Annotated in this window: 1 protein-coding gene; it reads left to right on the top strand. The window is 56.5% G+C overall.

What is annotated here, in order from left to right:
* On the top strand, window positions 1-260 hold a 260-nt coding region (locus AC0QH1_RS30940; RefSeq protein WP_324635290.1), incomplete at both ends, for an RRXRR domain-containing protein.

Here is a 260-nt window from a genome sequence, read left to right as displayed (position 1 = left end):
CTAACGCCTTGCTCTCCCGGCACGGCACGGCGGTTGTTGAAGGCTCGGAAAGCGGCCATCTACCGTCGTTTTCCCTTCACGATCGTCCTTAAGAAAACCGTCGAGGAGACTCCCCAACCCTGCCGAGTGAAAATCGATCCAGGATCGAAAGTGACGGGTTTGGCGATCTTAAAAGACTTGCAGGTGCTTTGGGCTGCCGAACTTACCCATCGCGGGCAAGCGATTAAAGATGCGCTCTTGTCCCGTCGCCAACTGCGTCG

Source organism: Phormidium sp. CCY1219 (assembly GCF_055795085.1).
Note: the sequence above shows the minus strand (reverse complement) of the source record. Positions and strands in the feature narration are given on the sequence as shown.